Raw genomic sequence first — 23,748 nt, forward strand, 5'->3', positions numbered from 1 at the left:
GCGGGGCACGGCAACGCGCCCCGATACATCGTGACCTTTTACTCTTCTCTACGACGAATAATCAACCCTGCCAGCCAGAAGCTAATCACCCACGTTACCAGCCCCACGGCATAGGTTTGCCAGCCCTTCGCTTCAAAACCCAGCAGGCCAACAATTCCGTTAAGAATAAAGATAAGACCAATCGCAAATGCGTAGTAGTGCCAGTCGCGGCGGATTTTTACAGGCAGGTTCATAGCGGCTCCATCACAAAGAAAACAGGATGCCATAAACCCGCGACAACGTCTGTGGTGTGAACGGCAGTTAGCGAATGTTAATGGGATTTAACCTCAAGCTGAAGCGGGAAATGCGTAAATCGGACAGCAAAACCAGGAATATTCTGGCTCAAAATTTACCATAAATCCGATATTGACAATTCCTATCTACTGCCACACTCACCCCAGTAACACGCAATCATCCGTCTTCACGTGATCCTGGAGGTCCCAATGACAGATTTTACCTTGTCAAAACTCATGTTCAGTGGGAAGAAAAAGGCGTCCTCCGCGTCAGGCAACCTCGCGTACGCGCTTTTCGTCCTGCTGTGCTTTTCAGTAGGCGCGCAACTGCTATCGCTGGTGCTGCACGCTCCAGGTATCTATGAGCACCTGATGCAGATTCAGGATAGCGGCCGTCCGCGCGTGGAAATTGGCCTCGGCGTGAGTACGCTGTTTGGCCTGGTGCCCTTCCTCGCAGGCTGCGCCATCCTTGGCGTGGTTTCCCTGGTGCGCCGCCTGCGTCATCACGATTAATTCAGCGCCATGCATTTGGCCCGGCGCTCATCAACCCGTTTAGCAAACCACGCCGTGGTTAACTGACGGGTTATTTTCGGGCTCTCCAGCTGAATCCCCGGCAGCATCTCGCGGGCCAGCGGTTTACCCGCTTTTTGCTCGGCAATTTTATACACCCCTTTGTACAACGCGGTGCTTTCAAACGCCTGGCTATCGCCTTTTTGTAGCTGACGGTGAATTTCAGCGTTGCTCAGCGACAGCTTGTCCGCCAGTTTCCTGACCGCTTTCTCCGTGCTGCCCGGCTCATCGCTGCCGTAAAGGATAACGTCGCCATCCAGCGCCAGTTTCACGCCGGTGGCTTTACTGACCGCATACTGGAAAGCCGCGTTACGGCTAGCGTACCAACCGGCATTAAAGTCGGCGTAGCGATAAACAGGCGCCGTGTAGCTCGCCGGGTAGTTAAGCAGATGGTAGGTGCCGAACCACAGACCGCCGCGCAGCGAGAACACCTCCTGGCGGACGGTGCCCTCCATCTTCCACGGGTAGTTATCCTGATGCTGTTCGGCAAAGGCGATGCTGACCTGCATCGGCCCGCCGGTGTGGACCGGGTTAAGCGAGCCAAACAGCTTCTGCCCCATCGGCACCATGCCGATAAAGTCGTCGAATATCGCACTCAGCTGTTTTTCGGTTTTCACGTTATCCAGCCGTTCGCTGTAGCTTTTACCGTTGGGCGAGTTGATTTTCAGCGCGGTGTGCACCAGGAAAACCGGGATATGCATCTTCTCCGCTCGGCGGTCGATCTCCTGCCAGGCGATTTTGCTCAGATTAGGTACCGACGGGTCGGACTGATAGTTCGACTCCTGTTGCGCGACCGCCAGCACCGAACAGATATTCTCCTCCGTCGGCGTCAGCTTCTGGCTCTCGAAAGTCTTCGCCAGCGCCTGCGCCCAGGCGTCTCTGTCCTTCACGCTGGCGGGCATTTTTTGCCGCACCACGCTTGCCACATCGACCGGTTTTTCGCCCTCTTTCAGCTGCGGTGCCTGCTGGCTGGTACAGGCGCTTAACAGCGCGGCGGCCAGCAGGGTCAGGGCAAACGAACGGTAACGCGTTGTGGCTATCGCCATGGGCTATCCTTATCAAAAATAAACGGTTTTCTTAACTTTGCGGCTGAACGATTTCATCCGGCAGATCTTTGTTATCCAGCTCTCGTTCGAAGCTGCGCAGACGTTTGTAGATAGACATCAGCTCCACCAGCGTGGTCCAGGAGCTGATCAAATACTGGAACGAACTACGAACCTGATCGAATACGTTACTGATCTGCGTCATCAGACCGAGCGTAATCGTACCGGCTACAATCGACGGAAACAGCAGGAACAGACCGAAAACGGTATCTGCCTGTATATACACGATGCGTGCAATATTAAAATATGTGTAATGGAAATAGAGTTTAAAGTAGTTATGGCGCACGGCGTCAAACAGCTCGCGTACCGTTGGTGGTGTAGCGCGATTAGGATCATCCTCGCCGTACACCAATTCCTTACGATATGCCGCTTCCACCCGTTGATTCTTAAAATTTAACCCCGGTAGCTTGATACCGACTATCGCCAGTAAACCGGTACCGAGCAACGACCAGATAATGGCGGCAATCACCAGACCATAGGGTATATACCCAACAATCGGCAGTTCACGTACATGTGGGGAAAGTGCGACCAGTACCGGCAGAAAAGCAATCAGTTTCATGATCGCGTTCAGCAGGCTAACGCCCATATCCTCAAGCGTAGAGGCAAAACGCATGGTATCTTCCTGCACACGTTGAGCCGCCCCCTCGATATGACGCAGGTGCTGCCAGTGCGCGATGTAGTATTCGTTCATCGCGGTACGCCAGCGAAAGATATAGTGGCTAATGAAAAAGTTACTCAATACGCCAATGACTACCGCAATAAAGGCGATACCTAAAAAGATTCCAATTTCCTGATAAAACTGGCCAATTGCGACCTTATGCGGCGCGGAGAGCGCTTTTTGAATCAGATCGTAAAACGGCGCATACCAGGCGTTCACTGCCACGCTCACTTCTACCTGAAACCAGGTGACAAAAATAATCAGCGCCGTGCCCAGAATCGACCAGTACTGCCAGCGGTGCGGGCTGCGGATAAACCAGTAGCCGGCAAATAGCCCGACGCACACCAGATAGTAGGCATAAAACACCAGGTAGTTCAGCGACCAGAAACGCGCCGCGCTAATCGGCACATCATTGCTCGCGCCGGTCAGGCGCAGCAGCCAGCTACCGCCGCCCACCTGCCAGAAAATCACCGCGACCATTGCCCAAATAAACGCCGAGAGAAAAAAGGGACCCGGCTTAGGGAAAAAAGACTTAAACATCGTACTCTCCTGCTAACTTCTTATGATTCTGCGTTGTGCTGTGACAACAGAATACCGCCACGGATCGTTTTTACCGTAAAGAGGTATTAGGCAATGTAACTGTGCAATCAGACCGAAAAATACCGCCAGAGTTCGCAGGCGGTCCACGTCTCTATCATACGCGTCGGATCACAAAAGCGCGTATCCACATCGCGGAATAATCATCGCGTTTACGCTCGGTTACGTTTTTCCCGCTATCATACCGTTTAATGGCGCTGTGCCTGATGCCGATTCGATGTATTTTTAGTATAAATACGCATTACTCTCCCATTTCAATTCATGGATGCTTCCGTTGAAACGTAGTCTGCTTTTTTCTGCCGCGCTGTGCGTGGCGTCATTGACCTCGGTGCAGGCAGCTCAGCCACAGCCGATTACCGCGCCCGCGTTTGCGTCCGATATTGTTGACCGATACGCTAACCATATCTTTTACGGGAGTGGCGCGACCGGCATGGCCCTGGTGGTGATCGACGGCAACCAGCGCGTGTTCCGCAGCTTTGGCGAAACCCGTCCGGGCAACAACGTGCATCCGCAGCTTGACTCGGTGATTCGTATCGCCTCGCTGACGAAGCTGATGACCAGCGAAATGCTGGTGAAACTGCTCGACCAGGGCGTGGTGAAGCTCGACGACCCGCTGAGTAAATATGCACCGTCGGGCGCGAGCGTCCCGAGCTACAACGGCACGCCAATTCGCTTAGTGAACCTGGCAACGCATACCAGCTCTCTGCCGCGCGAGCAGCCGGGCGGCGCGGCGCATCGTCCGGTCTTCGTCTGGCCGACTCAGTCGCAGCGCTGGAGCTATCTGTCAACGGCAAAACTGCACGCCGCGCCGGGCTCGCAGGCCAGCTACTCTAACCTGGCCTTCGACCTGCTGGCCGACGCGCTGGGCAACGCCGCGCACAAACCCTATCCACAGCTGTTTGAAGAGCAGATCGCGCGCCCGCTGGGCATGAAGGACACCACGTTTACGCCGTCGCCGGACCAGTGTGGCCGTCTGATGGTGGCGGAAAAAGGAGCCAGCCCGTGTAATAACACGCTGGCGGCCATGGGCAGCGGTGGCGTGTATTCTACGCCGGGCGATATGATGCGCTGGATGCAGCAGTATCTGTCATCCGATTTCTACCACCGCAGCAGCCAGGCCGACCGGATGCAGACGCTGGTCTACAAGCGTAGCCAGTTAACCCGCGTGATTGGCATGGACGTACCGGGCCGCGCCGACGCGCTGGGCCTCGGCTGGGTGTACATGGCGCCGAAAGATGGTCGCCCTGGCATTATCCAGAAAACCGGCGGCGGTGGCGGCTTTATCACCTATATGGCGATGATTCCGCAGTCTAACGTCGGCGCTTTCGTGGTGGTGACCCGCTCACCGTTAACCCGCTTCGTCAATATGAGCGACGGTATTAATGAATTAGTGACCGAGCTCAGCGGTAATAAAGCCAACGTTATCCCCGCCTCTTAATATTCCGAAGGCAAACGCGTAATACCGACGAGTTTGCCTTTTTCCATCTGGATATAATCGCCCTGGCGCAGCGCGGCTAATACCTCGGCTATCACCGAACGCGATATTCGCGTACGTTGCTGAATATAATTCAGCACACCAATACGTGCGCGAATATTATCGTCCCAGTTGCGCATCATTAATAATGTGGCGCGAATCTGATGATAATGGTTAGCGCCAATTAACTGCTTATCGCGTTGTTCCAGCAAACGCGTCTGCCAGGCCATCCAGTAAAACGCTTCTCGCCAGAGCTGATAGCGGTCAAGGCATTGTAGGGTCTCTTTTGCCGGGAGGTAGTACCCCCGGCATTCGGCTTCGGCTGTGAGCGAATAACGGTTATGAATGGGGCTGGCCGCCGCGGCCAGACCAAAAATCGACGGTCCCTGAACCAGGCCAAAGAGAACGTTGTTCTCTTCGCGGCGTAGGGAAACCGCCCCTTTTTGTACCACGATGGTCATCTCCCCCAGGGTGCTGTCAACTGGCAGCACACTCTGCCCTGGTTGCAGATTAAAGCTCACGCCACGTGGCGCCAGATGCTTATCGAGCGCGATAAATTCGGCGTGTGGTTTACTGAGATAAGGCATGCGATGCAATCCGTGCAAATATCCCCCCTCTTCGTGATGGGGATAATGTCCTAAGATATACAGAATAGTTCCGGTTCTGTATGCGCTAGGTCCGAAAAAGAACCTGATGAACATAATAAAAAACTTTCCCGCTGAGTAAAGTAAAAACTTTTAAAAATCGTTTTAAAAAAACCATTAATCCAATATGAAAGATGAAAACAAAAATATTAAATATACTTAATCACAAAATAATAAAAATTAAGTATTCATTCCACTCATGAGGTATTAAGCAATATCCGTTCGTCGCGTTCCATGCCGCCTGGCCGTACGATGAGCATAACCACCACTTTAGTAAAACATCTTTACCCTGATTCGGTTACAATAGTGGTCTTATTTCACAAACATCAGGCATACCATGACAGACTTACTCCATCGCCCCCGTCGCCTGCGCAAATCCGCTGCGCTGCGCGCCATGTTTGAAGAGACAACACTGAGCTTAAACGACCTGGTGTTGCCGATCTTTGTTGAAGAAGAAATCAACGATTACAAAGCCATCGAGGCCATGCCGGGCGTGATGCGCATTCCAGAAAAACATCTGGCGCGCGAAATTGAACGCATTGCTAACGCCGGTATCCGCTCGGTGATGACCTTTGGCATCTCTCACCACACCGACGCCACCGGCAGCGATGCCTGGAAAGAAGACGGTCTGGTGGCGCGTATGTCGCGCATCTGCAAGCAAACCGTACCGGAAATGATCGTCATGTCCGATACCTGCTTCTGCGAATACACCTCTCACGGCCACTGTGGCGTGCTGTGCGATCACGGCGTGGACAACGACCTGACGCTGGCTAACCTCGGCAAACAGGCGGTGGTTGCGGCGGCGGCGGGTGCCGACTTTATCGCCCCTTCCGCGGCGATGGACGGCCAGGTACAGGCTATTCGCCAGGCGCTGGACGCGGCGGGCTTCACCGATACCGCGATCATGTCCTACTCCACCAAATTCGCCTCCTCCTTCTACGGCCCGTTCCGTGAAGCGGCCGGCACCGCGCTGAAGGGCGATCGCAAAACCTATCAGATGAACCCGATGAACCGCCGCGAGGCGATTCGCGAATCACTGCTCGACGAAGCCCAGGGCGCCGACTGCCTGATGGTCAAACCGGCGGGCGCCTATCTCGATATCCTGCGCGATATCCGTGAACGCACCGAGCTGCCGATTGGCGCCTACCAGGTTAGCGGCGAGTACGCGATGATTAAGTTTGCCGCACAGGCCGGCGCCATTGACGAAGAGAAAGTGGTGCTGGAAAGCCTCGGCGCCATCAAACGCGCGGGCGCGGACCTCATCTTCAGCTACTTCGCCCTCGATTTAGCCGAGAAGAAAATTCTGCGTTAATCCCCCCAACGCCCCGCCATGCGGGGCGTTTTGTCATAAAACGTCACCAAACTGCCATCTAACCGACATCTCCCCCTTCTACTGTCACAGCAGGACAGAGGAGGAGCCACTATGTTTAGTCTCGACAATGTCATCGACGACCTGTGGCCAGAGGTGAGGCCCGCCCCCTGGCAAAAGAGCGTGCTGAGAAAACTGCTGCATGAAGAAGAGTTTCAACAATTCGCGGCACGCCACCGTCACCTGAAAGGGCTGGATACCGTCGAACAGGTGCTGGAATACCTCAATATCCACTGCGATCTCCCACTACGCAGTCTCGAACAAATCCCCGAACAAGGCCCGCTGGTGATCATCGCTAACCATCCTACCGGCACGCTTGATGGTCTGGCCCTGCTCTACGCCGTTTCCCGCGTGCGCCGCGACGTCAAAGTGGTCACCAACCGGATGCTGACGCACCTTGAACCGCTTAGCTCACTGTTTATTCCGGTGGACAATATCAACGGTCGCACCGCTAAAGCCGCGCTCCAGCAAATGGACAGCCAGTTGCAAAACGGCGGCGTGCTGATTTTCTTCCCGGCAGGCGAAGTGTCGCGCCTGACGCGTCGCGGCATTCGCGATAAAAAATGGCACTCCGGTTTTATCAAGCTGGCGGCGAAATACCGCGCCCCGCTGCTGCCAGCGTGGATTGATGCGCGCAACAGTGCGCTGTTTTACGCCAGCACGCTGATGTCGCAAAACCTGCCGCTGCTGCTACTGATGCAGCAGATGTTCCGTCGCCGTAACAGCAGCCTGCCGTTAACGCTTGGTGAACAAATTTCGTGGTCCGCCTGGTTTAACCCGCAGTCCACGCCGCGTGAAATGACAGACCGGTGCTATCGCCACGTCCAGCGGTTAGGCAAAGGGCTGCCGGGCCTATTCAAAACCGAAAGCGCGATTGCTCGCCCGGAGGCGCGCGCGTTGCTTAAGCGCGAGTTCAACCAGGCGGAATGTCTGGGGCGCACGGCGGACGGGAAAATGATCTATTTATGGCAGCGTAACGACCAGGAGGATGCGCCGCTGCTGCGCGAACTGGGCCGTTTGCGTGAAATCGCCTTCCGCGCAGTCGGTGAAGGTAGCGGCAAACGCCGCGACGTTGACGGTTATGACGACGACTATCTGCATCTGATTCTATGGGATGAAGAAGATCTGGAAATCGTCGGCGCCTACCGCTTTATCCCTACTGCCATGCAGCTGGAAAAACGTGGGCTGGACGGCATCTACAGCTATAGTCTGTTCCACTACGATGAGCGGATGGATAATATTCTGCAACACGGTATTGAACTGGGACGCAGCTTCATTCAGCCGCGCTACTGGGGACGCCGTGGGCTGGACTACCTGTGGTCCGGCATCGGCGCGTATCTGGCGCGCTATCCGCACTACCGTTACCTGTTCGGTCCGGTCTCTATCTCCGGTGGGATGCCACCGGCGGCGCGCGACCTGCTGGTTGCCTTCTACCGCCTGTGGTTTCCGGCAACGCATCCGCTGGCGGAATCGCGCCGCCCGTACCCGGCGTCGTTACCGGACGTGCTGGCGCAGTTTAGCGGCGAAGATTATAGCGAAGACCTGACCCGGCTAAAGTCGCTGCTCGGCAACCTTGGCTGCGGCATTCCGCCGCTCTACAAACAATATTCCGAAGTCTGTGAAGCGGGCGGCGTGCAGTTTATCGATTTTGGCAGCGACCCGGACTTTAACAACTGCGTGGATGGGTTGGTACTGGTGGACTTAACCTATCTGAAGGCCAATCGCTATCAGCGCTACATCGGTGCGCATCTGGGCAGGTAGTTTCCCCTCTCCGTTCTGGAGAGGGTCAGGATGAGGAGCGGATTACGCCTCATCCTCCTGCGCTTCCAGCTGCGCAAAGCCGCCGTGCCCCTGCCAGCCTTCCAGCCGTTGATACACCACTTCGACCGCGTCTTTAATCGCCTCGGTCATCGGGTAATAGAAGCCGACGATATCCGGCTGAATGCCGAGGAAAACCACCTCACCCACGTCATCTTTCAGCTGATCCACCAGGTAGTTCAGCGGCATATTATGGGTGGTCATCATAAACATCTCGGCGATATCGTCCGGATCGATGATGCGGATCTCGCCGGGATTCAGCCCCATGTCGGTGGCGTCGACAATCAGCAGACGATCGGGATTCAGCTCGCGGATCGCGACGATGTCGTTTTCCGGCGCGCTGCCGCCGTCAATCACCACCCACGCCCCTTTCGGTTGGGCGAGGCACTTTTCCGCCAGCAGCGGGCCCGCGCCGTCATCGCCCATCATGCTGTTGCCGACACAGAGTAAAACGTCAGTCATGTTCATTCCTCAATCTTGCAAAAATCAGTCACGCAGGCGACGCACCATCAGATAGATGGCACTCTCCTGATGAATCGCGTGCAGCATATTGAGCATGGCCTGACTCCACTCCTGCTGCTGCATGGTTTGTACGGCGCGCGCTTTATCAAAGGCGTGGGCCAGCATCGACACATGGTTGCTGTCGATAACAATCTCACCGTACTTCGGCACGCCTTCCATTTTACGTCGCGCCGTACTGCCCTCTTCCAGGGTGGCGATCCACGCCCGGTAGTCGTCCCACGGGCAGGTCAGCGCGGCTTCGAGGCAGTCGATGACCCCGAGGTGGTGGCCAATCGCCAGGCTGTAATAGACAACCTGCTGCGCCTCGTCGGGCGTCGCATCGTTCTCATCAATAAATTTACGGCTCAGTTGACTGAACACCACCTGTTCGCTCATCGAATACGTGCCTCTTCTACTACATGGTTAAGCTGCGTGACGATTTCCGTCAGACGCGGATCGTTTTCCGTCTCCAGCCACTGCTGCACCTGAGCATCGCCCTGATTCAGACGCAGCATATAGTCGTCGGCAATCTGACGACCGTAGCGATAGCCCGCCAGACGGCGCGCGGCGCGGTCAACCTGCACACGCAGCGGTTGGACCATGTCCGGATGCAGCAGTTGCGCAGGCTGGGCGTCCAACTCACCCGGCGCACGGGCGTGGATTTTCTGCTCCAGCAGGCCCAGCGCCATGGCAAAGCCGTACAGCGTCGCCGCAGGCGTCGGAGGGCAACCCGGAATATACACGTCTACCGGTACGATTTTGTCGGTGCCGCCCCAAACGCAGTACAGGTCATGGAAGATACCACCGCTGTTACCGCACGCGCCGTAGGAGATACAGATTTTCGGATCCGGCGCAGACTGCCAGGCGCGCAGCGCCGGCGAACGCATGGCGCGAGTCACCGCCCCGGTGAACAGCAGAATGTCGGCATGACGCGGCGACGGCACCACTTTAATGCCAAAACGTTCGGCGTCGAACAGCGGAGAAAGCGTCGCAAAAATTTCAATCTCGCAGCCGTTACAGCCGCCGCAGTCCACGCGGTAAACGTAAGCGGAACGTTTGATGTTTTTCAGCAGCGACGCTTTCATGCTGGCGATAGATTCCTCTACCGTCATCGGCACCGGCATGCCGTTGGCGTCGCGTGGCCCTATTAAGTTGCTCATCAGATGGCCTCATTCATGTGGCGAGTCATGTCAATACGGTCGGAAGGCACCAAACATTTCTGACGCTTACATTCCGGGCACGTCTCAAAGCTTTCACGGTGATTTTCCGCGCGGCTGTCGCCGTTGTGCTTGAGCAGCGCAATGGCGTAATCAATCTCTTTTTGCACCGCAAACGGACGGTTACACACGCGGCAGTTGCAGATATCAAAGCGCGACTGCTGGAGGAAATCTTCTTTTTTCCACACCGCCAGCTCATACTCCTGCGACAGCTTAATTGCCGCCGTCGGGCACACTTCTTCGCAGCGGCCGCAGAAGATGCAGCGACCGAGGTTGAACTGCCACGCCAGCTGATTAGCGGCGCGATCGGTTTCCACCGTCAGCGCGTTCGACGGGCAGGCGTTAACGCATGCCGCGCAGCCGATGCACTGCTGCGGATTGTGTTCCGGCTTGCCGCGGAAGTTTTTATCTACCGGCATCGGCTCTAACGGGTAGGACGATGTCGTCGTGCCGGTTTTGATGACTTTTTTAATAAAGGTAAACATAGTTGCTCCCAGCTTGCGTGCGGGGTTTTCCCCTCACCCGAACCCTCTCCCTAAGGGAGAGGGGACAGATCGGCACTGTCAGTCAGTTCGCGCTCGATCTGCCCTTCCCCCTCGCCCCTTTGGGGAGAGGGTCGGGGTGAGGGGAAATCCCCCACGCAATGCCCCAATTATTTCAGCGGCGAGTTCTTACGCTCGATGCTGTAGCGCTCAAGCTCTTTGTACGGCACGACCTTGCTCTTCTTCTTACGCACATCGACCACAGTCATACGGTCAGTACAGGAGTAGCAAGGGTCGAGGCTGCCGATAATCAGCGGCGCATCGGACACGGTGTTGCCGCGCAGCATGTAGCGCAACGTTGGCCAGTTGGCGTAGGTTGCCGCACGGCAGCGCCAGCGGTACAGCTTCTGGTTGTCGCCGGTCATGCTCCAGTGGATATCGTCACCACGCGGCGCTTCAGAGAAGCCCAGCGCGAAGCGGTGTGGAATGTAGGTGAAACCTTCCACCGCCAACGGGCCGCCCGGCAGGTTATCAAGGCCGTAGTCAATCATGTTCAGCGCGGTGAACACTTCGTTGATTCGCACCTTCAGACGGGAAATAACGTCACAGCCCTGCTCGCTGTGCACTTCCATCGGCAACAGACCGTAGCCCACGAACGGGTGATCGGCGCGGGTGTCACGGGCGTGACCGCTGGCGCGAACCATCGGGCCGACGTTGCTGAAGTCGCGGGCGATTTCCGGGTCCAGGCGGCCGATACCGACGGTGCGCTGTTCCATGTTCGGGGTGCTCAGCAGAATATCCACCAGATCCTGCACGTCACGACGCATCTGCTGCGCCAGCTGACGGGTCTGGATCATGTCGTCTTTCAGGAAGTCGCGACGGATGCCGCCAATCAGGTTCAGACCGTAGGTTTTACGCGCGCCGGTGAGGATTTCCGCCATTTTCATGGACGCTTCACGTACGCGGAAGAACTGCATAAACCCGGAGTCGAAGCCGGTGAAGTGGCACGCCAGGCCAAGGTTCAGCAGGTGCGAATGCAGACGCTCCACTTCCAGCAGGATGGCGCGAATCATCTGCGCGCGTTCCGGCACCACGATACCCATCGCGTTCTCGACGGAGGTGGTGTAGGCGGTGCTGTGGGCAAAGCCGCAGATGCCGCACACACGGTCGGACAGGAAGGTTACTTCGTTATAACCCATGCGGGTTTCCGCCAGTTTTTCCATGCCGCGGTGGACATAGAACAGACGGTAGTCGGCGTCGATGATGTTCTCGCCGTCAACGAACAGACGGAAGTGGCCCGGTTCATCGGAGGTGACGTGCAGCGGGCCAATCGGCACCACGTTGTTCTTCTTGCTGCCCAGCTCGTTGATGAACTCGTAGGTTTCCGCGTCGGTGGTCGGCGCCGGACGCTGACGGTAGTCCATGCTGTCTTTACGCAGCGGATACAGCTCGTCCGGCCAATCGTCCGGCAGCACCAGACGACGTTCGTCCGGCAGGCCGACCGGGATCAGACCGTACATGTCGCGCACTTCACGCTCGCCCCAAACGGCAGCAGGCACGCGCGGCGTGACGGAAGGGTATTCCGGTTTATTGGCGTCCACTTCCACGCGCACGGTGATCCAGCACTTAGTGCCTTTCTCCATCGACAGCACGTAGTAGACCGCATAGTGTCCATTCAGTTTACGTTCGTCGTTGCCGAACAGCACCGATAGCCAGCCGCCCTGCTGGTAGTAAAGAAACTCGACGACTTCCGGCAGGTAGTTCACCTTCACGGTAATCGTTAACTGGTCTTTGGTCTGCCAGGCTTCGTCGAGCACCACGCCCGGGAAGGCCTGGTGCAGCGCAGCGAGGTAGTGTTGACCCACTTTTTCTTCAGACATGCTCAAAACTCTCTTATCACGCCACCAGCAAGGAGACGAAGGCTAAAAAGGCTAAACCGAACCCGGTCCAGGTGATACGACCGGTAATATCCAGACGCAGACGCGCCATGCTGTTTTCGAACAGTGCGATAATCAGCACGCCGACCACCAGCTTGACGATGGCGGCAACGATCGCGATAACCAGGCCGCTCACGCTAAAGCTGGTCATCTGGCCCCACGGGATAAATACGCCAACGAACATTTGCAGCACCACCAGCTGTTTCAGGCTGATGCCCCACTTCAGCACGCCGAAGCCGCTGCCGCTGTACTCGGACAGCGGTCCTTCCTGCAGTTCCTGCTCCGCTTCCGCCAGATCGAACGGCAGTTTGCCCATTTCGATGAAGGTAGCGAAGGCACAGGCGCAGAAAGCCAGCGCCAGCGGAATGCTGCGGCTGACCGGCCAGTGGTAAAGGGTGTCGGTGATATTGCTGATGTGCGTTGAACCGGCCACCAGCGCGGCGACCCACAGGCCCAGCAGCAGAATCGGCTCCACCAGCACGCCGAGCATCGCTTCACGGCTGGCGCCGATGGCGGTGAACGGGCTACCGGTGTCCAGACCGGCAATCGCGAAGAAGAAACGCGCCACCGCGAACAGATAGATCAGGGTGATGAGATCGCCCAGTCCCGGCAGCGGCGACGCCACGGTAACCACCGGCAGCGCGGTGGCGATGGTCAGCATCACGCCCACCATCACAAACGGCGTCAGGCGGAAGACCCAGCCGGAAGCGTCCGGGCCAATGCTCTGGCGACCCAGCAGTTTGATGATGTCGCGATACTCCTGCATCACGCCCGGCCCGCGACGGTTATGCAACCGAGCGCGCAGTACGCGAGTAATACCGGAGAGCAGCGGCGCGACGGCGAACAGCACCAGCGCCTGCAATAAAGCAAATAAGACCGTCATGTTCAGGCTCCTCGAGAGATGACAATCACGACCAGCACCGCCAGTTCAACCAGCGCCAGACGTTGCAGCAGCAGCGGCGCCGCCGCGTTCTGCCAGCCTGGAACCAGAGAGACCGGGTTGAGCCATTTACGCAGTTTGAGTACCGGGGCAAAGGCCTGTTTCACCGGCATTGCAAAACCGTGCGCGGTAATCACCATCGACTGTTCGTGGTCGTAGCCGCAGACCCACGCCGCGCCGCGCGAACGGCTCGGCAGGCGGTTGCCTTTGAGCAGCGCCAGAATGATGAACGGCAGCAGCGGGCAGGCAATCAGCAGCAGGGTAATCATCGGCTGGGACACCACGGTGTGCGCGGTCGCCATCGGCAGCGGCACGGCAGTACTCAGCAGCGGCAGCAGCCACGGTGCGGCAACGCCGCCCACGATGCACAGCAGCGCCATCACCACGGTGCTAATTGCCATCAGCAGCGGCGCGCAGCAGGCGTTTTCCGCCTCTTTGGTGCGCGGTGCGCCAAGGAAGGTGACGCCGTAGACTTTCGCCATACACATCACCGCCAGCGCGCCGGTAATCGCCAGGCCAACGGCCAGCAGCGGCCCCAGCAGACGACCAATAAACGCACCGCTGGTGCTCAGTTTGAAGAAGGACTGATAGATAACCCACTCACCGGCAAAGCCGTTCAGCGGCGGCAGCGCAGCCATCGCCATCAGGCCCACCAGCATCGCCAGCGAGATCATCGGCATACGCTTGCCAATCCCGCCCAGCTTTTCGATGTCGCGATGGCCGGTACGGAACCAGACCGCCCCCGCGCCGAGGAACAGCGTGGTTTTAAACAGGCTATGGTTAAGCAGATGGTACAGACCACCGACCAGGCCCAGCGCCACCATCACCGGCTGTTGCAGCGCCAGACCGGTGACGCCAACGCCCAGACCCAGCAGGATAATGCCGATGTTTTCCAGAGTGTGGTACGCCAGCAGGCGCTGAATGTTGTGCTCCATCAGCGCGTACAATCCGCCGACAAACGCGGTGATCATCCCCAGCACCAACAGGGCAATGCCCCACCACAGCGGCTGAGCATCTCCCAGCAGCGAGACGGTGAGAATGCCGAGCAGACCCACTTTCATCACCACGGTCGAAAACAGCGCGGCGGCCGGTGCGCTGGCATTAGCATGCGCCGAAGGCACCCAACCGTGCAGCGGGATAATGCCCGCCAACAGGCCAAAGCCCAGCACGCACAGCACCCAAATGTCAGAACCGACCGGCAGTTGCTGCGCACGTTCGTTCAGCAGCACCAGATCCAGCGTACCGTAACGCTGCCACAGCAGCAGGCAGGCAATCGCCAGCAGAATGGTGCCCAGACGGCCCAGCGCAAACCACAGTTTGCCGGAGGAGGCGCAGCCGGTAAGGAACGCGCCGCACAGCGCCATAATTTCCGCCATCACCACCAGCGAGCCGAAGCCGCTGGCGACAATCGCACAGACAGCCGCCGCCAGCAGCACGTTCACCAGCAGACCGTTGTTTTTCACTTTCGGGTGGCGATGCCAGTCGATGTTGTAGAGGCTGACAAACAGTCCGCACAGGCCAAGCGCAATCAGCCAGACCGCGTTCAGCGGCGTGACCAGCACGCTGTAGTGCACCAGCGACAGATGGCCCATCACCGGAAAGGCGTGAATCAGCACCTGCACCCCGGCCAGCAGCGCGCAAACGCTGCCCAGCGCGCCGCCAATCCCGGCGATAAACCCGCTCAGCGATTTTTTAAACGACAGCAAAAAGGAGAGCACCGCGGCGAAGGCAAACCACGCCACCGCGCTATTGATTAAGGTCATCACGCTCATTTCGCCTCTCCTTGTTGCGCCTGAAACAGCGACAGATCGCCTAAATCGGTGTGGAAGGTCAGCTCACGTTTGCGTTTGCTGACGCGGGCGATATCCATGTTGTTGACCAGATGCAGCGCTTTCGTCGGACAGGTGCGGATACAGGCCGGGCCTTCCTCATCGAAATGGCACAGGTCGCATTTCACCGCGATAGCGCGTACGCCCGGTACCCAGTCCAGCAGGGTACTGACGCGAGCCGGAGCAGGCGGCGCAGGCAGCGCTTTCGGCGTGTTGGCGTTCGCCGGGATATCCAGCGGGCGGCTACCGGAAAATTCAATCGCCCCAAACGGGCAGGCGATGCCGCACAGTTTGCAGCTGACGCACAGGCTTTCGTTAAGCTGTACGACGCCATCGACGCGGTTAATGGCATTTACCGGGCATACTCCGGCGCACGGCGCGTCTTCACATTGGTGGCACAACTGTGGCGCGGATTCTTTTTCATTGAGCATTACTCTGAGCCGCGGCATCGATTGCAGGCCATGGTGGCGATGCGTTTCCGAGCAGGCTGCTTCGCAGGTGCGGCAACCGATACAGAGGGTAGAGTCAGCAATTACAAAACGATTCACCAGGTCTTCCTCAGGTGACAGTCATTTTTGACGAAATCATGCAGAGCAGGTGTCATTTCGACACCCGTCGACACACCGATAATTCAGGCGATGGAAGCCTGATGAGATTGCTGCGCCAGGCCGCCGAAATTAACCGGGCTGTCGCTCTCCAGCGCCGCATACAGGGTGTCGTATACCGGCGAAATTTTTTCCAGGTAGTGTTCCAGCACCTGCTCGCGATCGCGGATATTGATGGTGCCATCAATAAAGCCGCTGGCGTTCAGCTCGGCGCGCGCAACGCACTCTTTATTCAGGCCATCCCGCGTTTCCACGTAGTACTCAACGGTGTGGCTGTTAAAGCCGCCTGACAGGCTGACGGAGACCACAAAATGTTCGAACAGCACGAAGCTCAGCTCTTTCTCCGGTGCGCAGTTCATCGCGTGATGCAGACGCGCTTTTGACAATGTGATCCCTTGAACCAGAGAGTTACAGTACACACGCCATTGATCCTGATGGCGGCGGTGACGATCGGCGATGTAGTCGGCCTTCTCGCTAATTTCCCAAATAGTCATGTCGGTTACCCGGTTAATAGAAACAAGCCTCCTAAGCACATTTCATGCCATATTTTTAATTATTTGATTTTTATTATTTTTCCAGAAATGACATGCCGCTAACGACATGTCATTTCGTCAGCGTGACATCGTCATCGACAGTCTTTCGCGACGCTTTTACATCTCTGGCATCGTTATTGCATTACGTCTGCGAGTTAAGAGAAACGGGAGGCGTTATGCACGAAATCACGCTCTGCCAGCGGGCGCTGGAAATTGTTGAACAACAGGCGATACAGAACGGCGCGAAGCGCGTCACTGGCGTCTGGATCAAGGTCGGCGCTTTTTCTTGTGTAGAGACGAGCGCAATGACCTTTTGTTTTGATCTGGTGTGCCGCGGCACGCTGGCTGAAGGCTGTAAACTCCACGTCGAAGAGCAGGAGGCGGAGTGCTGGTGCGAATCCTGCCAGCAGTATGTCCAGCTCGTGTCGGTACACGTCCGCCGTTGCCCGCAGTGCAACAGCGACAACCTGCGCATCGTCGCCGACGACGGTTTACAGATTCAGCGAATTGAAATTGATCAGGAGTAAAGTATGTGTACCACCTGTGGTTGTGCCGAAGGCAACCTCTATATAGAGGGCGATGAACGTAATCCGCATTCACTGTTCCGCAGCGCCCCCTTCGCACCGGCGGGCCGTCCGGCCCTGTCGATTACCGGCGTCAGAACGCAACAATTCCAGCCGCAGGCCGCCGATAACGGCGATCTGCACTACGGTCACGGCGAAGCGGGCACTCACGCGCCGGGCATGAGCCAGCGGCGGATGCTGGAAGTCGAAATCGACGTGCTGGATAAAAACAACCAGATTGCCGCCCGCAACCGCGCGCGCTTCGCCGCCCGCGAACAGCTGGTGCTGAATCTGGTCTCCAGCCCCGGTTCCGGTAAAACCACCCTGCTTACCGAAACCCTGATGCGCCTGAAAGATCGCGTCTCCTGCGCCGTGATTGAAGGCGACCAGCAGACAGTCAACGACGCCGCGCGCATTCGCGCCACCGGCACCCCGGCGATTCAGGTCAATACCGGTAAAGGCTGCCACCTCGACGCGCAGATGATTGCCGACGCCGCGCCGCGCCTGCCGCTCGAGAGCAACGGGATTCTGTTTATTGAAAACGTCGGCAACCTGGTGTGTCCGGCGAGCTTCGACCTTGGCGAGCGCCATAAGGTTGCGGTGCTGTCGGTTACCGAAGGCGAAGACAAGCCGCTGAAATATCCGCATATGTTCGCCGCCGCCTCGGTGATGCTGCTCAATAAAGTCGACCTGTTGCCGTACCTCAACTTCGACGTTGAGAAGTGCCTCGCCTGCGCCCGTGAAGTGAACCCGGATATTGAAATCATCCTCATCTCCGCCACCAGCGGAGAAGGCATGGACACCTGGCTAAACTGGCTGGAGACGCAGCGATGTGCATAGGCATTCCGGGACAAATTTCCGCCATTGACGGCGTGCAGGCAAAAGTGGACGTCTGCGGGATCAAGCGCGACGTCGACCTGACGCTGGTCGGCGCGGTGGATGAGAACGGCGAATCGCGCATCGGCCAATGGGTGCTGGTGCACGTCGGCTTTGCCATGAGCGTCATCAATGAGGAAGAGGCGCGCGACACCCTCGCGGCGCTGGAAAATATGTTTGAAGTGGAGCCGGACGTTGGCGCCCTGCTCTTTGGCGAGGAACGGTAATGCGTTTTGTTGATGAGTACCGCGCGCCGGAACAGGTGATGCAGCTGATTGCCCACCTGAAAAACCGCGCGCAACATCTGGCTTATACCGCCGAACGCCCACTGCGCATCATGGAAGTGTGCGGCGGCCACACGCATGCGATTTTTAAATTCGGTCTCGACCAGCTGCTGCCGGAGAACATCGAATTTATCCACGGGCCGGGCTGCCCGGTGTGCGTGTTGCCGATGGGACGCATCGACACCTGTATTGAAATTGCCAGCCATCCGGAGGTCATTTTCTGCACCTTCGGCGATGCCATGCGCGTGCCGGGGAAAAACGGCTCGCTGATGCAGGCCAAATCACGCGGCGCGGATATTCGTATCGTCTATTCGCCAATGGACGCCCTCAAGCTGGCGCAGCAGAATCCGACGCGCAAAGTGGTGTTCTTTGGTCTGGGCTTTGAAACCACCATGCCGACCACCGCCATTACGCTGCAACAGGCGAAGGCGCAGAACGTCGAGAATTTCTTCTTTTTCTGCCAGCACATCACGCTGATTCCTACCCTGCGCAGCCTGCTGGATCAGCCGGATAACGGCATCGATGCGTTCCTCGCGCCGGGTCATGTCAGCATGGTGATAGGCACTCACGCCTACGGCTTTATCGCCAGCGACTATCATCGTCCGCTGGTGGTCGCGGGTTTCGAGCCGGTGGATCTGCTACAGGGCGTCAATATGCTGGTGGAGCAGAAAATTGCCGAAGAGAGCCGCGTCGAGAACCAGTATCGCCGCGTAGTGCCGAACGACGGCAACGCGCTGGCGCAAAAAGCGATTGCCGAGGTATTTACGGTCAAGGGCGACAGCGAGTGGCGCGGCCTGGGATTAATCAACGATTCTGGCGTACAGCTGACCAATGACTATCAGCGTTTTGACGCCGAAAGCCACTTTAAGCCGCAGCCTCAGCGCGTCTGCGACGACCCGCGCGCCCGCTGCGGCGACGTGCTCACCGGCCGCTGCAAACCGCACCAGTGCCCGCTGTTTGGCGCAACCTGCAATCCGCAAAGCGCGTTCGGCGCGCTGATGGTCTCGTCCGAAGGGGCGTGCGCCGCCTGGTATCAATATCGCAGTCAGGAGTCCGAAGCATGAACACTATCCAGTTAGCCCACGGCAGCGGCGGCCTGGCGATGCAACAGCTCATCGACAGCCTGTTTATGAAGGCTTTCGCCAATCCCTGGCTGGCCGAGCAAGAAGATCAGGCGCGCCTGTCGCTGGCGTCATTGACCGCGCACGGCGACCGCCTCGCGTTTTCCACCGACAGCTATGTGATAGACCCGCTGTTCTTCCCCGGCGGCAATATCGGCAAGCTGGCGATTTGCGGCACCGCCAACGACGTGGCGGTCAGCGGCGCGATCCCCCGTTATCTCTCCTGCGGATTTATTATCGAAGAAGGTTTGCCGCTGGAGACGCTGGAAGCGGTGGTGAACACCATGGCAGAAACGGCCAAAGCGGCAGACATCGCTATCGTCACTGGCGACACCAAGGTTGTCGGTCGCGGCGCGGCGGATAAACTGTTTATCAACACCGCCGGGATGGGTGCGATTCCCGCCGACATTCATTGGGGTGCGGCAACGCTGACGCCGGGCGACGTGCTGATTGTCAGCGGCACCCTGGGCGACCACGGCGCAACCATCCTCAATCTGCGTGAACAGTTAGGCCTCGATGGCGAACTGCAAAGCGACTGCGCGGTGCTCACCCCGCTGATTCAAGCTCTGCGGCCGATTGCCGGCGTCAAAGCGCTGCGCGATGCTACCCGCGGCGGCGTCAACGCGGTGGCACACGAGTTTGCCGCCAGCTGCGGTTTTGGCGTCGAAATTCAGGAGCAGCATCTGCCGCTCAAAGACGCCGTTCGCGGCGTGTGCGAATTATTGGGGCTTGACGCGCTTAACTTTGCCAATGAAGGTAAACTGGTGATTGGCGTCAGCCGCGACGCGGCCGAAGAGGTGCTGGCCGCACTGCGCGCCCATCCTTTGGGCAGCAATGCCGCTATCATTGGCGAAGTGACCGAACGCCGGGGAGTGCGCGTTGCCGGATTATACGGCGTGAAACGCACGCTGGATCTCCCTCACGCCGAGCCGCTTCCGCGAATTTGTTAACAGACCACTCAAGGTCTGCATTTTATTATTATTATTATTTATCGCACCCTATGCGGTGCAGTTATGGGCAAGTGACATGTCGTATACACCGATGGGCGATCTCGGTCAGCAAGGGCTGTTCGATATCACCCGGACTCTTCTCCAACAGCCCGATCTGGCGGCACTGAGCGAAACGCTGGCGCAACTGGCGAAACAGTCTTCGCTGGCTGACAGCGCGGCGATCGTTCTGCTACAGCCGGGAAACCACCGCGCGGGCTATCACGCCACGCGTGAAGCCGGTCGGCCAATCGCTTACGAAGACGATAACCTGCTGGCAAACGGCCCGGTCCGACGCCTGCTCTCTCGTCCCGACGCGCTCCACTGTAGCTATGCTGAGTTCAGCGAAGCCTGGCCGCAACTGGCGGCCAGCGAGCTGTATCAGCCGTTTGGCCACTATTGTCTGCTGCCGCTGGCGGCGGAGGGGCGCATCTTTGGCGGCTGCGAATTTATCCGCCAGGACGACCGCCCGTGGACCGAGAAAGAGTATCAGCGTCTGCACATTTTCACGCAGATCGTCGCCGTGGTGACCGAGCAAATTCAAAGCCGGGTGACCAATAACGTCGATTACGATCTGCTGTGCCGCGAGCGCGATAACTTCCGCATTCTGGTGGCCATCACCAACGCCGTGCTGTCGCGCCTCGATATGGACGAGCTGGTTAGCGCAGTGGCGAAAGAGATTCACTACTACTTCAATATCGACGCCATCAGCGTGGTGCTGCGCAGCAACCGCAAGGGCAAACTGAATATCTACTCCACGCACTACATCGACGTTAACGATCCGGTGCACGATCAGAGCGAAGTGAACGAGTCAGGCACGCTGACCGAGCGGGTGTTCAAAAGCAAAGAGATGCTGATGCTCAACCTCAACGAGCAGGACAAACTCGCCCCGTACGAGCGCCAGCTGTTTGAGATGTGGGACGATAAAATCCAGACGCTGTGCCTGCTGCCGCTGATGTCCGGCGACCAGATGCTCGGCGTGCTGAAGCTTGCCCAGTGCGATGAAAAAGTCTTCTGCGCCGCCAACCTCAAGCTGCTTAAACAGATTGCCGAACGCGTCTCCATCGCCGTGGATAACGCCCTCGCTTATCAGGAGATCCACCGTCTGAAAGAGCGTCTGGTGGATGAAAACCTGGCGCTGACCGAACAGCTCAATAACGTCGACGGCGAGTTTGGCGAAATCATCGGTCGTAGCGAAGCGATGTTCAACGTCCTCAAGCAGGTTGAGATGGTCGCCCCAAGCGACAGTACGGTGCTGATCCTCGGTGAAACCGGCACCGGCAAAGAGCTGATTGCCCGCGCCATCCATAACCTGAGTGGCCGTAATAACCGCCGGATGGTGAAAATGAACTGCGCGGCAATGCCAGCGGGCCTGCTGGAAAGCGACCTGTTCGGTCACGAGCGCGGCGCGTTTACCGGTGCCAGCGCACAGCGCATTGGTCGCTTCGAACTGGCGGATAAAAGCTCGCTGTTCCTTGACGAAGTAGGCGATATGCCGCTGGAACTGCAGCCGAAACTGCTGCGCGTGTTGCAGGAGCAGGAATTTGAACGTCTGGGCAGCAACAAGCTGATCCAGACCGACGTGCGCCTGATCGCCGCCACCAACCGCGATCTCAAACAGATGGTGCTGGATCGCGAATTCCGTAGCGATCTTTACTATCGTCTCAACGTCTTCCCGATCCACCTGCCGCCGCTGCGCGAGCGTCCGGAAGATATTCCACTGCTGGTGAAGGCCTTCACCTTTAAAATCGCCCGCCGTCTGGGGCGCAATATCGACAGCATTCCGGCGGAAACGCTGCGCACCCTGAGCCAGATGGAGTGGCCAGGCAACGTACGTGAACTGGAAAACGTGATTGAACGCGCGGTGCTGCTGACCCGCGGCAGCGTATTACAGCTATCGATGCCGGAGCTGGCATTCGCGGGCGATGAGCCACAACCGGCCCCGGTGGCCGAAGCGGCGAAAGACGGCGAAGACGAATACCAGCTGATTGTTCGGGTATTGAAAGAGACCAACGGCGTGGTGGCCGGGGCCAAAGGCGCAGCACAGCGTCTCGGGCTGAAGCGCACCACGCTGCTGTCGCGCATGAAGCGTCTGGGCATCGATAAAGACGCGCTGATGTAACGCCGCCCCCGGCGTCGCTCCCTCAGACGGCGCCATTCAGTCCCCTCTCCCCCATGGGGAGAGGGTTAGGGTGAGGGGGCAGGCAGGGCATAAAAGAATATCCCTTTTAACGACATCGCATTCCCTCCCCATTGTTTCTTATTTTATGAAACACCGTTTTGTGAATCATTTCGCGTTCTGCAGTCTTAATGAATGATAAACAAGCGTTTTCTCCGGGAGACGCTTATGATTCGCTTACCTCTGTCCGCTACCCTTGCCCTATTATTCTCCGCGCAGACGGCCTTTGCTGCCCTGCCTGCATTTACCATTTGGCCCGGCGGCGAAGCGCCTGGCGCTAAAAGCAGCCCGGTCAGCTACGCGCTGGTCGAACGCAGCAAAGATCCCACCCTGCCCGACCGCGCGGTCACCGGCATCCGCGCGCCGGAAATCACCGTTTATGCGCCAGAACATCCGAACGGCGTGGCGCTGCTGGTCACGCCCGGCGGCTCGTACCAGCGCGTGGTGCTGGATAAAGAAGGCAGCGATTTAGCCGCGCCGTTTAACGCCAAAGGCTACACCCTGTTCGTCATGACCTATCGTATGCCCGCTGACGACCACGCCGAAGGAGCCAATGCACCGCTCGCCGACGCTCAGCGGGCGCTGCGTACTCTGCGCGCCCGCGCCGCCGAATGGCAGATTGATCCACACAAAATCGGCGTGATGGGTTTCTCCGCCGGTGGGCATGTCGCAGCCAGCCTTGAGACGCGCTATAGCGAGACGGTTTATGCCCCGGTCGATGAGGTCGACAAGCAGAGCGCGCGACCTGATTTCGTGGTGCTCGGCTATCCGGTCATTTCAATGGATAAGGCCATTGCCCATCCCGGCTCGCGGAAAGCGCTGATTGGCGACATGCCCAGCGCCGAGCAGATTAATCACTATTCGCCGGAGCTGAACGTCACCGCCCAGACGCCGCCGACCTTCCTGATGCACGCGGTGGACGACCCGTCGGTGCCGGTCGATAACTCGCTGGTGATGTTCAACGCCCTGCGTGAGCATAAGGTACCGACCGAACTGCATCTGTTTGCCGAAGGCAAGCACGGCTTTGGGATTCGCGGCGCCAAAGGGCTGCCCGCCGCCGCCTGGCCGGAACTGGCGATGAACTGGATAGCGTCGCTGCGTTAGCCGCGCCTGATGGCGCTGCGCTTATCAGGCCTACAGGTCCGCGCTGGATGTAGGCCGGATAAGGCGAAGCCGCCATCCGGCAATCT

The 23,748-nt window shown here is 58.0% G+C and carries 24 protein-coding genes; 11 read left to right on the top strand and 13 right to left on the bottom strand.

From position 1 onward, the window contains the following. Positions 1 to 38: 38 nt before the first annotated feature. On the bottom strand, positions 39 to 233 hold the full coding sequence (locus GY169_RS18310; RefSeq protein WP_065357860.1) for a DUF2754 family protein: 195 nt from the start codon (positions 231 to 233) through the stop codon (positions 39 to 41). 249 nt (positions 234 to 482) lie between these two features. Between GY169_RS18310 and GY169_RS18315 the strand changes: the two genes are divergently transcribed. Then, complete coding sequence (locus GY169_RS18315; RefSeq protein WP_064547813.1) at positions 483 to 785, top strand: DUF2755 family protein; 303 nt, start codon at positions 483 to 485, stop codon at positions 783 to 785. Here GY169_RS18315 and GY169_RS18320 read toward each other — a convergent pair. Further along, the gene (locus GY169_RS18320) at positions 782 to 1,888 is read right to left on the bottom strand and encodes a DUF1615 domain-containing protein (RefSeq protein WP_163445879.1); all 1,107 of its coding nucleotides are present in this window, start codon (positions 1,886 to 1,888) and stop codon (positions 782 to 784) included. The two genes, GY169_RS18315 and GY169_RS18320, sit on opposite strands and share 4 nt — an antisense overlap. A gap of 31 nt (positions 1,889 to 1,919) precedes the next feature. Beyond that, positions 1,920 to 3,143, bottom strand: a complete 1,224-nt coding sequence (gene sbmA, locus GY169_RS18325; RefSeq protein ID WP_163445878.1) for a peptide antibiotic transporter SbmA — start codon at positions 3,141 to 3,143, stop codon at positions 1,920 to 1,922. A 331-nt stretch (positions 3,144 to 3,474) separates the two neighbouring features. On the opposite strand from sbmA, the gene ampH reads away from it, so the two are divergent. Beyond that, positions 3,475 to 4,638 (top strand): D-alanyl-D-alanine-carboxypeptidase/endopeptidase AmpH, encoded by a 1,164-nt coding sequence (gene ampH, locus GY169_RS18330; RefSeq protein WP_167576547.1) that lies wholly within the window; start codon positions 3,475 to 3,477, stop codon positions 4,636 to 4,638. Here the strand turns inward: ampH and GY169_RS18335 are convergent. Then, a complete protein-coding gene (locus GY169_RS18335; RefSeq protein ID WP_167576549.1) occupies positions 4,635 to 5,261 on the bottom strand; it encodes a helix-turn-helix domain-containing protein in 627 nt (208 codons plus the stop codon). The two genes, ampH and GY169_RS18335, sit on opposite strands and share 4 nt — an antisense overlap. Before the next feature lie 394 nt (positions 5,262 to 5,655). Here GY169_RS18335 and hemB point away from each other — a divergent pair, with 394 nt between their 5' ends. Together hemB and GY169_RS18345 are read left to right on the top strand one after the other, a co-directional pair. After that, positions 5,656 to 6,630 (top strand): porphobilinogen synthase, encoded by a 975-nt coding sequence (gene hemB, locus GY169_RS18340; protein WP_163445875.1) that lies wholly within the window; start codon positions 5,656 to 5,658, stop codon positions 6,628 to 6,630. A gap of 111 nt (positions 6,631 to 6,741) precedes the next feature. Then, a complete protein-coding gene (locus tag GY169_RS18345) occupies positions 6,742 to 8,448 on the top strand; it encodes a lysophospholipid acyltransferase family protein (protein ID WP_167576550.1) in 1,707 nt (568 codons plus the stop codon). 42 nt (positions 8,449 to 8,490) lie between these two features. Here the strand turns inward: GY169_RS18345 and hycI are convergent, their stop codons facing one another. The 9 genes from hycI to hycA form a co-directional block, all read right to left on the bottom strand. After that, positions 8,491 to 8,967 carry a hydrogenase maturation peptidase HycI gene (gene hycI, locus GY169_RS18350; protein WP_167576552.1) on the bottom strand — a complete coding sequence of 159 codons (477 nt, stop codon included), beginning with the start codon at positions 8,965 to 8,967 and terminating at the stop codon, positions 8,491 to 8,493. A gap of 24 nt (positions 8,968 to 8,991) precedes the next feature. Continuing rightward, positions 8,992 to 9,402, bottom strand: coding sequence for a formate hydrogenlyase maturation HycH family protein (locus tag GY169_RS18355; protein ID WP_167576554.1), 411 nt, complete (start codon positions 9,400 to 9,402; stop codon positions 8,992 to 8,994). Beyond that, on the bottom strand, positions 9,399 to 10,166 hold the full coding sequence (locus GY169_RS18360; protein ID WP_167576556.1) for an NADH-quinone oxidoreductase subunit B family protein: 768 nt from the start codon (positions 10,164 to 10,166) through the stop codon (positions 9,399 to 9,401). Before GY169_RS18360 ends, GY169_RS18355 begins: the two co-directional genes overlap by 4 nt. Beyond that, entirely contained in the window at positions 10,166 to 10,708 is a 543-nt protein-coding gene (locus GY169_RS18365; RefSeq protein WP_064547792.1) for a formate hydrogenlyase complex iron-sulfur subunit, read from the bottom strand. The genes GY169_RS18360 and GY169_RS18365 overlap by 1 nt, the downstream gene beginning before the upstream one ends. A gap of 167 nt (positions 10,709 to 10,875) precedes the next feature. Continuing rightward, the gene (gene hycE / locus GY169_RS18370) at positions 10,876 to 12,585 is read right to left on the bottom strand and encodes a formate hydrogenlyase subunit HycE (RefSeq protein ID WP_163447251.1); all 1,710 of its coding nucleotides are present in this window, start codon (positions 12,583 to 12,585) and stop codon (positions 10,876 to 10,878) included. Positions 12,586 to 12,601: 16 nt separating this feature from the next. Continuing rightward, positions 12,602 to 13,525 carry a respiratory chain complex I subunit 1 family protein gene (locus tag GY169_RS18375; protein ID WP_167576558.1) on the bottom strand — a complete coding sequence of 308 codons (924 nt, stop codon included), beginning with the start codon at positions 13,523 to 13,525 and terminating at the stop codon, positions 12,602 to 12,604. Positions 13,526 to 13,527: 2 nt separating this feature from the next. Beyond that, the gene (gene hycC / locus GY169_RS18380; RefSeq protein WP_167576560.1) at positions 13,528 to 15,354 is read right to left on the bottom strand and encodes a formate hydrogenlyase subunit 3; all 1,827 of its coding nucleotides are present in this window, start codon (positions 15,352 to 15,354) and stop codon (positions 13,528 to 13,530) included. Continuing rightward, positions 15,351 to 15,959 (bottom strand): 4Fe-4S dicluster domain-containing protein, encoded by a 609-nt coding sequence (locus GY169_RS18385; RefSeq protein ID WP_163447245.1) that lies wholly within the window; start codon positions 15,957 to 15,959, stop codon positions 15,351 to 15,353. The genes hycC and GY169_RS18385 overlap by 4 nt, the downstream gene beginning before the upstream one ends. 83 nt (positions 15,960 to 16,042) lie before the next feature. Beyond that, positions 16,043 to 16,510, bottom strand: coding sequence for a formate hydrogenlyase regulator HycA (hycA, locus tag GY169_RS18390; protein ID WP_064547782.1), 468 nt, complete (start codon positions 16,508 to 16,510; stop codon positions 16,043 to 16,045). Positions 16,511 to 16,725: 215 nt separating this feature from the next. Here hycA and hypA point away from each other — a divergent pair, with 215 nt between their 5' ends. The 7 genes from hypA to GY169_RS18425 all read left to right on the top strand — a co-directional run bounded on the left by hypA (position 16,726) and on the right by GY169_RS18425 (position 23,662). Next, entirely contained in the window at positions 16,726 to 17,076 is a 351-nt protein-coding gene (gene hypA, locus GY169_RS18395) for a hydrogenase maturation nickel metallochaperone HypA (protein ID WP_064547780.1), read from the top strand. 3 nt (positions 17,077 to 17,079) lie between these two features. Then, entirely contained in the window at positions 17,080 to 17,952 is an 873-nt protein-coding gene (gene hypB / locus GY169_RS18400; protein ID WP_167576562.1) for a hydrogenase nickel incorporation protein HypB, read from the top strand. Further along, the gene (locus GY169_RS18405; protein WP_064547776.1) at positions 17,943 to 18,215 is read left to right on the top strand and encodes a HypC/HybG/HupF family hydrogenase formation chaperone; all 273 of its coding nucleotides are present in this window, start codon (positions 17,943 to 17,945) and stop codon (positions 18,213 to 18,215) included. Before hypB ends, GY169_RS18405 begins: the two co-directional genes overlap by 10 nt. Further along, positions 18,215 to 19,336 carry a hydrogenase formation protein HypD gene (gene hypD, locus GY169_RS18410; RefSeq protein WP_167576564.1) on the top strand — a complete coding sequence of 374 codons (1,122 nt, stop codon included), beginning with the start codon at positions 18,215 to 18,217 and terminating at the stop codon, positions 19,334 to 19,336. Before GY169_RS18405 ends, hypD begins: the two co-directional genes overlap by 1 nt. After that, the gene (hypE, locus tag GY169_RS18415) at positions 19,333 to 20,343 is read left to right on the top strand and encodes a hydrogenase expression/formation protein HypE (RefSeq protein WP_167576566.1); all 1,011 of its coding nucleotides are present in this window, start codon (positions 19,333 to 19,335) and stop codon (positions 20,341 to 20,343) included. The genes hypD and hypE overlap by 4 nt, the downstream gene beginning before the upstream one ends. A gap of 76 nt (positions 20,344 to 20,419) precedes the next feature. After that, positions 20,420 to 22,501, top strand: coding sequence for a formate hydrogenlyase transcriptional activator FlhA (flhA, locus tag GY169_RS18420; RefSeq protein ID WP_064547770.1), 2,082 nt, complete (start codon positions 20,420 to 20,422; stop codon positions 22,499 to 22,501). 225 nt (positions 22,502 to 22,726) lie between these two features. Beyond that, a complete protein-coding gene (locus tag GY169_RS18425; protein ID WP_167576567.1) occupies positions 22,727 to 23,662 on the top strand; it encodes an alpha/beta hydrolase in 936 nt (311 codons plus the stop codon). The last annotated feature ends 86 nt before the right edge of the window (positions 23,663 to 23,748 follow it).

Origin of the sequence: Kluyvera genomosp. 3, assembly GCF_011765685.1 — a bacterium.
Taxonomy (GTDB): Bacteria; Pseudomonadota; Gammaproteobacteria; order Enterobacterales; family Enterobacteriaceae; genus Kluyvera; species Kluyvera georgiana_A.